Source organism: Gordonia sp. YY1 (genome assembly GCF_009872315.1).
Taxonomy (GTDB): Bacteria; Actinomycetota; Actinomycetes; order Mycobacteriales; family Mycobacteriaceae; genus Gordonia; species Gordonia amicalis.
The window spans coordinates 111,406-117,704 of sequence record NZ_WXYI01000016.1; the positions used below are offsets into that span (position 1 = coordinate 111,406).

9 protein-coding genes are annotated in these 6,299 nt (G+C 66.0%); all 9 read right to left on the reverse strand.

Annotated elements, in window-relative coordinates; all coding sequences use genetic code 11:
- Positions 1-4 precede the first annotated feature (4 nt).
- The gene (locus BPODLACK_RS18690) at positions 5-817 is read right to left on the reverse strand and encodes a hypothetical protein (protein ID WP_159405933.1); all 813 of its coding nucleotides are present in this window, start codon (positions 815-817) and stop codon (positions 5-7) included.
- Positions 814-1,032: a hypothetical protein gene (locus BPODLACK_RS18695; RefSeq protein ID WP_159405934.1), complete on the reverse strand. Its 219-nt coding sequence runs from the start codon at positions 1,030-1,032 to the stop codon at positions 814-816. Before BPODLACK_RS18695 ends, BPODLACK_RS18690 begins: the two co-directional genes overlap by 4 nt.
- Complete coding sequence (locus BPODLACK_RS18700) at positions 1,029-1,370, reverse strand: helix-turn-helix domain-containing protein (protein WP_159405935.1); 342 nt, start codon at positions 1,368-1,370, stop codon at positions 1,029-1,031. The genes BPODLACK_RS18695 and BPODLACK_RS18700 overlap by 4 nt, the downstream gene beginning before the upstream one ends.
- 486 nt (positions 1,371-1,856) lie before the next feature.
- Positions 1,857-2,168 carry a hypothetical protein gene (locus BPODLACK_RS18705; RefSeq protein ID WP_159405936.1) on the reverse strand — a complete coding sequence of 104 codons (312 nt, stop codon included), beginning with the start codon at positions 2,166-2,168 and terminating at the stop codon, positions 1,857-1,859.
- Positions 2,169-2,371: 203 nt separating this feature from the next.
- A complete protein-coding gene (locus BPODLACK_RS18710) occupies positions 2,372-3,616 on the reverse strand; it encodes a winged helix-turn-helix domain-containing protein (RefSeq protein WP_159405937.1) in 1,245 nt (414 codons plus the stop codon).
- On the reverse strand, positions 3,613-3,936 hold the full coding sequence (locus BPODLACK_RS18715; protein ID WP_159405938.1) for a DUF2742 domain-containing protein: 324 nt from the start codon (positions 3,934-3,936) through the stop codon (positions 3,613-3,615). The genes BPODLACK_RS18710 and BPODLACK_RS18715 overlap by 4 nt, the downstream gene beginning before the upstream one ends.
- On the reverse strand, positions 3,929-4,210 hold the full coding sequence (locus BPODLACK_RS23935) for a DUF6011 domain-containing protein (protein ID WP_442903278.1): 282 nt from the start codon (positions 4,208-4,210) through the stop codon (positions 3,929-3,931). The genes BPODLACK_RS18715 and BPODLACK_RS23935 overlap by 8 nt, the downstream gene beginning before the upstream one ends.
- Positions 4,211-4,295: 85 nt before the next feature.
- Entirely contained in the window at positions 4,296-4,493 is a 198-nt protein-coding gene (locus BPODLACK_RS18720; RefSeq protein ID WP_159405939.1) for an excisionase family DNA-binding protein, read from the reverse strand.
- 320 nt (positions 4,494-4,813) lie between these two features.
- Positions 4,814-5,950 carry a tyrosine-type recombinase/integrase gene (locus tag BPODLACK_RS18725; protein ID WP_159405940.1) on the reverse strand — a complete coding sequence of 379 codons (1,137 nt, stop codon included), beginning with the start codon at positions 5,948-5,950 and terminating at the stop codon, positions 4,814-4,816.
- Positions 5,951-6,299: the final 349 nt, after the last annotated feature.

Below are 6,299 nucleotides of genomic sequence, written 5' to 3' on the forward strand. Positions count from 1 at the left end.
CCTTTCAGGCGGCGGTGCGACCGGGTCGGGTAGCTGCCTCGTTGGTCTGCACTTTGTTGCGTTCCGCGGCGACCTCTTCGAGGTGGGTGTGGTGGGCGGTGTCGAGGATGGCGCGCGCCACGCTGGGGGTGTTGAGGGTGAGGGCGGCGGCGATGGAGTGCCATCGGCCGGCGCGTGCCCCGCCGGTCCCGTTGGGTGCCAGGAGTGCTCGAGCAACGAGGGCGAGGTGGTCGGCGTCGGGGGTGTACATGGCTGCCCGGATGGCGTTGCCAACGTGCCACGGTTGCGGCACTCCGAGGACTTCGAACCGGTCGGTGAGGAGGTCGATGACCGCGGAAACCCGGTCGAGTGTCGCCTTGTGTTCGCCGAGGGTCCGCCACGCGCGGATGGTGTCGTCGTCGGCGTCGGTGAGGATGTCGACGCGGTCGCCGGGTGCGATGAGGTTGGCGGCGTCGGCGACGTTGGTGCTCGCCTGCTGGAAGGCGGGTCGGAGGGACTTGACGAGTTCGTCTCCTGCGGGGCCGGCGAGGACGTGGGTGAACCGTTGGGTGAGTTCGTGTTTGGCGGTGATCTTGAGGTCGCCGGGTTGCCGGTTGGGTTGGACGAGGGCGGCGTCGAGGATGGTGGCGGCGTTGTCGGCGGTGAGGTCGCCGCGTCGGCAGAGTGAGGCGAGGTCTCCGGGCTGGGGTGGGTCCCAGTGGTTGACGGCGTCGATGGTGGCGATGATGTCGACGAGTTCGGTGGGGATGGTGCCGCCGAGGGCGGTGGTTTGCTCGACGAGGTTGGCGATGTCGCCTGCGGCTGCGGTGGCGGTCATTTGGTGCCCTTCGTGCCGTAACCCCAGGACGCCGGGTAGTCGGTGGCGGCGGCTTTCGGTTCGGTCTTCGGTTCGGTGTCGGCGGGTGGGCGGACGCGGGCGACGAGCTGCTGCCAGGCGTCGTCGTCGAGCTCGGAGAGCATCTGCTCGACTCCGGCGACGAGAGCGGACAGTGGGTCCTTGGTCTTGCGGGGAGCGGGCGTGGGTGCAGTCATCGGGTTCTTCCTTCGGCGTATTCGGTGACGGTGTGTCGGTTGAAGACCCAGCGGCCGGCGATGCGCTGGGCGTCGAGGTCGGCTGCGAGTCGACGTGCGTGCCGGGGGGTGATGTTGAGGATGGTCGCCGCCTCCTGGGCGTCGATCGCCTCGATGGGTCTTGATTTCGATTGTGGTGCAGTCGGTTCGGGTGAAGGTCCGTGTGCGGACATGATGAGGTGGTGGTGAAGGTTGGCGAGTGCCAGCGGAACCGGTTGCCCGACGAGACGCCGCCGGCGCCGTAGCTCCTCGATGGCCCACAACGCGGTTTGCGCCTGCGCGGCGGTCAGGGTCACCATCACGCGCACCGAGTTCTCGACGATCGGCCCGGGCCTTTCGGTGTCCGAGCGGCGACGACTGCCGACTCCTGACCGCGCTGAGAACTCGCCCAGTCGCGACACGCGTCGAGGGCCGGGCAGCTCCGACACATACGGGCCGCCGCCTCATGACGGAACCTGGTGTCGTCTGGGTCCTCGTTCGGGTCGCGGGGGTCGAACAGGCCGGGTGATCCGACGCACGCCGCGCCGCGAAGGTTCGGCATGCCCCGCAGGATCGCGGCCAGCAGACCGAGTTCGCCGCCGTCTCGACGGCCGCCCGTTGCGCGGCTCATTCCGGCCCGCGCTCGTCGCCGCCGGCGACCGCGGGCTTCAACACCCCGGTTGCCCAGATCCTCTCGCCTTCTGGTCGCGGGTTCGCTCGGCCGATCGCGGTGCGCTGGCGCTGCTGTGCCCGTCGCTTGGCCCGGTGTGTCGGCCACGGACACCCACTATTGCGGTAATGCGCGCTCATTCGTCAAATCCCGACAGTAGGCGGTCCGGGGTCAGTTCCTCGCTGAGCTTTCCAATCCACTCCGGTGGGGCCGCGAGGTCACCGTCGCGTCGCGACTGCGCCCGGCAACTCGAGGTGCTCCAACGGGTCCCGGATCGTTCCACCCGTTCCTTACAATCACGGAGCCAGTCCGCGTGACGGTTCAGGATCTCGATCGCTTCGGATTGTCGGGAGTTGGCGCCGACCAGATGGTCGAGAGTTCCGTCCCAGGGGCGGCCGGTGTAGAGCTCGCAATGCTCGGACATCTCGTCGAATGTCTGACGGTCCATTTCTCAGTTCTCCTCAGGATGAAAGTGGAAGGGGCGCCGGATTCGTGCGCGCTGGGGACTGCGGACAGGCCATGCGATCGGAACGCATGAGAGGTGCTGCCCGTGGTCGACGTCGGCAGGAAACGTCATTGCGAACCGGCACGAACCGCACAGCCGGGTCCGCTCAGACTTATTCCAGATATGTAAGTAGGGGCGGGTAAGGGTCACTGTTCTGCCCCGCTCTTTTCAGTAGTCCTACGCGTAGGTACTAACTTTTCTGGCACAAAGAGGGCAGTTGGATCGATGTCGTCGGCAAGGTAGTAGCGCCACACGGTGCGTAGGTCCGACTGCGGTTCCTCCTCGCACGTGAGCACGCCGAGCATGTGCAGCGCCTGTAGCTGACGGTCGACGGTGTTCCGAGGTTTGTCGATCCGCTTCCGCACCTCCGTAGTTGACGAGCCCGGGTGCATTGCGAGGTCATCGACGATCGCCAGACGGAGCGGCGGCATCGAGTCACGAGCGCACCGGATCGCCAGACGGAGCGCGTGCTGACGGTCCATGCCCAGTGCGACGCCGCCGCGCATCACCTGGGCGAGCTGCTTGGCGAACCTCGTCGGCATCTCCGGGGCGTGCGCGTCGATTACGTCACCGCGGTAGTCGAACTCGACACCGGTACGGGCGAGGGTGACCAGATCGGCCGCGGCGAGTAGCTGCTCCGTCTCATCGGAAGTCGGCGAGCCCGGGACAAGGTTGCGGCGGAGCAGCGCGCCGACGACCTCCGACAGATCCTCTCGCATCACCGCCTCGTGCCCGGTGTTGCCGATCGCCTGACGGCCAGCCTTCTGCCGGCCCGTGCGCGAATCCATCCGGACGAGCACGAACCGATCACCCATCGACGAGATCGCGGCGTGCGCCTTATCCCAGGCGGTCGTGACCGCACCGACAACGACGATCCGGCCGTGCCAGTCCAGGGTTCGCCCACCGTCCGAGCCGACGTTGCGCGACCAGTGCCCGTCGTAGACCTCACGAAGAGCGGCAAGAACCTCGGCGCGAGCATCTTTGTTCATCGAGAGGATCGACGTCACATCCTTGATGACCAGCACGCCTCGAGAACCGAGCTTGCGCAGCAGACCACCCGTGGCGTCCTTGGCGCGGTCCTTCTGAGAGGTGGCCGACAGGAGCGCGCCCGGTGAGGAGACTGTCGAGGTGACCGTTGCCCCGGCTCCCGCGAGTGCCTGTGCGGTCTCGGTCTTGGCATTGCCTGAACCAGAGATCAGTAGCAGCCAGAGCGGGTCACCGTCGAGCTGTTCGACCGCGGCGGCGGCGAGTACAGCGTCGAGAGCGTCGGTGTCGTAGTCGTCTCCGAGCCAGTCGGTGAACGCTGCGTGCACGTCGGCGAGAGTCGCTGTCGCGAGAGGCAAACCGTCCTCGCCAAACTCGGGAGTGTCGTAGTAGTTGGGGACGCTCACGGGCTCACCCGCCGCTCGATGTAGGCACCGGATCGCAGCGCCTGGTCTCGGTTACGGACCCGGCGGGCCACGGCCGACCAGTCCTCGGCCTGGGCCACCTCAATGGCGGCGCTCTTCGCAGCGTGTCGGCGGGCGGTCAGCGCGGCGAGTTCGTCCTCGAGGACTGCACGGGTGCCGGCCGTGAGCACGGCCAGCAGCTTGGCGCGATCGCCGTCTGCTAGCGCGCGCCATGCGGGTGATCCGGCTGCGGGCGCAGGACCGCCGTGGGTACCGACGATGCGCTGCACGTACGCACGGACTTCGGTGTACGCGTCACCCATGGTGCTGCACCGCCTTGCGCCTGCACCTCGGACCAACAACCGCTGCAACGGATTTCGGCGCTGTTAACGGGTGGCCGCACACGCGGCACGGGATCGACACGGTGTAGCCGAGGTCCGTGGCGGCTTGCACGACGGCGCGTTCGTAGATTTCATCGGCGGTTGGTGACGAGGTGCGGGCGTCGGGGTTAGACTGGTCCCGATCCGCCGCCCATGTGGATTTCCGTCGAACCCCGGTCCGCCCGCCAGCGCCGGGGTTTCGTCTTGTGTGGCTCACTCCAAGTCACCTCCGATCTCGTCTTCGAGAAGATCGGTGAGACCCAGGTCTGCCTGGTCGTTGAGGTGTTCGTAGTCGGGGCCGCTCATGCTGCGCCCCCGAATGGCGTCATGGATGCGTCGACCTCGTTGAGGTCGATTCGAATGACTTTGCGGCCGTTGCGGTATCCGCGGATTCGTCCGTCGGCGATCATTTGACGGATCGTGCGATCACTGACACCGAGATACTCGGCGGTGGTATTGATGGCTGCCCAGCGTCGGGGCGTGGTGGTGGTGTTTCGCACCGGGACCTCCAAAGACGAGAAACGGAGAACACCAAGCTTCGCCACAGATTTGCTGTGGTTCTGCTCGACGTTCTCCTCGCCTTAGGGGAAATCGGCCGACCAACCAGGGTCTTTAAAGGAGGGGCCTCAGTGGCCTCCAACGCCGTTCGACCGTTTGGGTCATCGGTTGTCGCTCACTCGACGCGGGGAGGGGCCGTAAACGGCGGCTGACCTGATCCCTGACGCGATACCTACTCGGGTCTAGCGGGTTAGTGTTCAGTTGTCCGACACAATCTTCCGTGTCTAGAACAAGAACAGCATGGTTTTCCGGGATCGGCAAGCTATTGCTTCGGCGTGTCTGGTGCGACTAGTAGCGACAGCGCCTCAGCGATCTTCCTGTCGCGACCTTTCGCGGCATGTTGGTACTTCATCGCGGCCGACACTGTCGAATGCCCAAGCCTCTGTTGCAGTTCCGCGAGAGTAGCGCCGGTGAGGGCAGCCAACACCGCGCCGGTATGCCGAAGGTCGTGGAACCGGAGGTCATCTCGACCCGCGGCCCGTCGGGCTGGGTAATACCAGCGATAGAGCGAGGTCGGGGTGAGGTAGCCACCGTTTCCGGCCTCGAATAGCAACGCATCACGGCCGCGGCCGACGTGTTGCTCGAGATGCGCGGTCGCGAGAGGGATCAGGTGCGGCGGCATGTGAACAACGCGTACGCCGGCCTCGGACTTCGGGGTAGTCACGACGTACTGACCATCGGCGCGTCTGATCGCTGCGCGTGTGACCGACACGGTGCCCTGGGCAAGATCGATGTCACTCCGACGCAACTCGATCAGTTCGCCGTACCGAAGGGCACACCAGGCGGCGAACTGCACCATCAGTCGCAGTCGCTCGGGCATGTTCTCGACGATCGTCATCAGTTCCTCGACGGTCGCCGGAGTGGTGCGAGACTTTCGCTGCGCTGACCCAGCGCCCTCGACTCGGCAGGGATTGGCGTCGATGTACTCGGCGCTGACCGCCGAACCCATGATCGTCCGCATCAGGCTGTAGGCGTGCGCTCGCATCGTGGCCTTGGTCGGCAGAAGGTGAGCGTGCCACTGACGGACCATCGCGGGTGTGATGCCGTCGAGGGGCGAGTCGCCAAACTCGGGCACCAAATGCTTGTCGAGCAGTTCGCGGTAGTGGTCGCGGGTGCGGGTCTTGAGGGGCCGGCCGCGGACGGTGCGGGTGTCGAGCCATTCGTCGGCGTAGTCGCCGAACAGCGGGACGACGGGGCGGTCGGCGTTGAGTGGGTTCCAGAGGTCTCGGTCGATCTCGCGGCGGCGGTCGGCGAGCCATGCCTCCGCGTCGAGCTTGGTCTCGAACGTCGATGGCGCCTTGTGTAGCGCACCGTCGGGCCCGGTGTAATTCGCCTGCCACCTCCCGCTCGGGAGCTTGCGGAGCCCGCCGAACGCGCGCCGAGTTCGCTTTGTCGCCATGCTTGTCCCCCTCGGCGTGCAGATTACGTGCAGAATCAGCCTACAGAATCTTCCCCTTGCTTCCGCAGCGCTCACAAGTTACTGTCAGGCGTGTTGGCAGGTCACAGACGTGAAACCGCTGACTAGCGGCCCGATCGGCACTCCGCTCCGTTCACTGGTTCGAGTCCAGTTGGGGGAGCAACAACGACAGCCCGCCACTTGCGACCGCAGGTGGCGGGCTTCTTCGTGGGCCCGCAAACCCCCCCTTTTTCGGCAGAATCACCGCCCCGCGTCGCATCCTGTCAGGCTGTTTGTGAGACACCTGGCGGGGTGTGCGGGGATCGGAATGGGTGATGACTATCAGTGTCGA